The sequence below is a fragment of the Vibrio sp. 2130-1 genome, from assembly GCF_033339515.1.
The window spans coordinates 1-2,323 of sequence record NZ_JAWOUT010000048.1 but is presented as its reverse complement, the minus strand read 5'-3'; the positions used below and the strand labels follow the sequence as shown (position 1 = coordinate 2,323).

General features: G+C 44.1%; 1 protein-coding gene and 1 tRNA gene. One reads left to right on the top strand and one right to left on the bottom strand.

The window, feature by feature from the left end:
• The first annotated feature begins 1 nt into the window (after window position 1).
• Window positions 2-77, top strand: a tRNA-Asn gene (locus R7Q09_RS24085).
• A gap of 248 nt (window positions 78-325) precedes the next feature.
• On the opposite strand, the gene R7Q09_RS24080 is transcribed toward R7Q09_RS24085, so the two are convergent.
• Window positions 326-1,762, bottom strand: a complete 1,437-nt coding sequence (locus R7Q09_RS24080; protein ID WP_169643893.1) for an NAD-dependent succinate-semialdehyde dehydrogenase — start codon at window positions 1,760-1,762, stop codon at window positions 326-328.
• Window positions 1,763-2,323 lie beyond the last annotated feature (561 nt).

Here is a 2,323-nt window from a genome sequence, read left to right as displayed (position 1 = left end):
TTCCTCCTTAGCTCAGTTGGTAGAGCGACGGACTGTTAATCCGCAGGTCGCTGGTTCGAGCCCAGCAGGAGGAGCCATATTAGAAGAAGCCGCATCACTTGATGCGGCTTTTTTGTATTAGTTTAAAGCTAAGCTCTCTCCTACTACCCACGAAATAACATAAGCGCTTTGATTATTAAAAACCGCTTACCGCAAGCTAACTATCGACTCACTAAGTAACCAGAAAATATTAACCACAAACGCGCGTGGCAAATGGTATGCCTTTCAACTAAAAAAAAAGCCAGGTAAAAACCTAGCTTTTTAACTCAATCGGCCATCTCTGAAATCAGCTTAAACCACCAAGACAAATATACTTTGTCTCCAGATATTCATCGAGTCCTTGCTTAGCACCTTCCCGTCCAACACCCGACTCTTTAACTCCACCAAATGGAGCCACTTCAGTAGAGATGATCCCTTCATTCACTCCAACCATGCCATACTCTAAACCTTCACTAAAAGTCACAATACGCTTCAAGCTATTCGTATAGAAATAGCAAGCCAAACCATATTCTGTATCGTTAGCCATTTCGAGAACTTGATAATCATTTTCAAAGGTAACAATAGGCAACACAGGCCCGAATAGCTCTTGCTGAACAATCGACATATTCTGCGTCACACTATCCAAAAGAACGGGCTCCATAAAGCGACCAGGCCGTCTCTGTGGAGAGTTAGCAATAGAGGCTCCTTCTTGTACAGCTTGATCGATCACCGCCTCTAGTCGATGCTTAGAGGCCATCGTAATAACAGGACCTAATGTGACACCTTTCTCTAAACCATTTCCAAGCTTTAATTTGCTTAACTTCGACAATACTTTATCAATAAAAGCTTGTTTTACATTTTTATGAACATATAGCCGATTGGTACAAACACATGTTTGCCCTGCATTACGGAACTTCGACGCGACAAGCCCTTCCGCAGCCTCATCTAAGTCTGCATCTTCAAACACGATGAAAGGCGCATTACCACCCAACTCCATCGACACCGCCTTGACTGAATCACTGGCTTGCTTCATCAAAATTTTCCCAACGCGCGTAGACCCCGTAAAAGAGATCTTCTGAATCCTAGGATCAGTACTTAGTACTTGACCAAACTCAGCTGCCTGTTCTGATACCACGACAGAAAGCAGTTCTTTAGGAATACCAGCCTGATAAGCTAATTCAACAACAGCAATTGCAGTGAGAGGGGTAAGCTCTGATGGCTTGATCAACATGCCACAACCTGCCGCTAGGGCTGGTGCTGCTTTTCTTGTAATCATCGCAATAGGGAAGTTCCAAGGTGTAATTGCAGCGCATACTCCCACAGGCTGGCGAATTGCAGATAGACGTCTATCTGTCGTGGGGGCAGGAATAACTTCGCCATAAGCACGTTTTGCTTCTTCTGAGAACCACTCGACAAAAGAGGCACCATACATCACTTCCCCTTTGCTCTCAGCTAAAGGTTTTCCCTGCTCTAAGGTAATAATCGTGGCTATGTCTTCTGCATTATCAAGAAGTAGTTGATACCACCCCCTCAAACGACGAGAGCGCTCTTTGGCACTTAATTTAGCCCAACGGACTTGCTCCGTTTTGCACTGACCAATGAGATCGTCTAACTCCTCAAGAGTACTAGGCTTTAACCGAATTAACTCTTGCTCAGTTGCAGGGTTGATGACCACAATTCCCTCTTCGGAAGACCATTGCTTAAATACAGATTTCAGCGTTTCATTTTTTATTTGTTGCATCATCAAACATACTCCTCAAGAACTCCTCTTAGGTTAATCGCTACTAGCAAGTTCAGCAAAGAAAACAAAGTTTTCTAAAAGGCATTAATTTTCGGAAGACTTAGCTCTCTTCCTCACTATATTTCGGGAAATTGCGCAATCCACGCAACGACGGTTTCGCTCTAAATATGGGAGCAATGAATGTTTGAGAAATAAGAAGTAGAAAATTATTGTTTAAGAGAGACGCTAACAAAACGCGCAGTGAGGAAGACTATTCATTCTACTACGGTTGAGGGCGAGTGTTATAAAGACTCATTGTTCAAATGACCAATCTTTCAACGAGGACATGATACAAACTCGGAGTAATTGGAAGTGCAGGCAGCAGGCTCATCTTCCTGAGAAACTCATGCGCCAAAAGGGTCAAGATAGCCGCATCGTATCGCCTTCAATGTGTAAATACATTTCTAGGGAACACGACCAAACGAAAAAGCCCCAGTCTTTCGACTAGGGCTTAATATAAGTGGCGGAGTGGACGGGACTCGAACCCGCGACCCCCGGCGTGACAGGCCGGTATTCTAACCAACT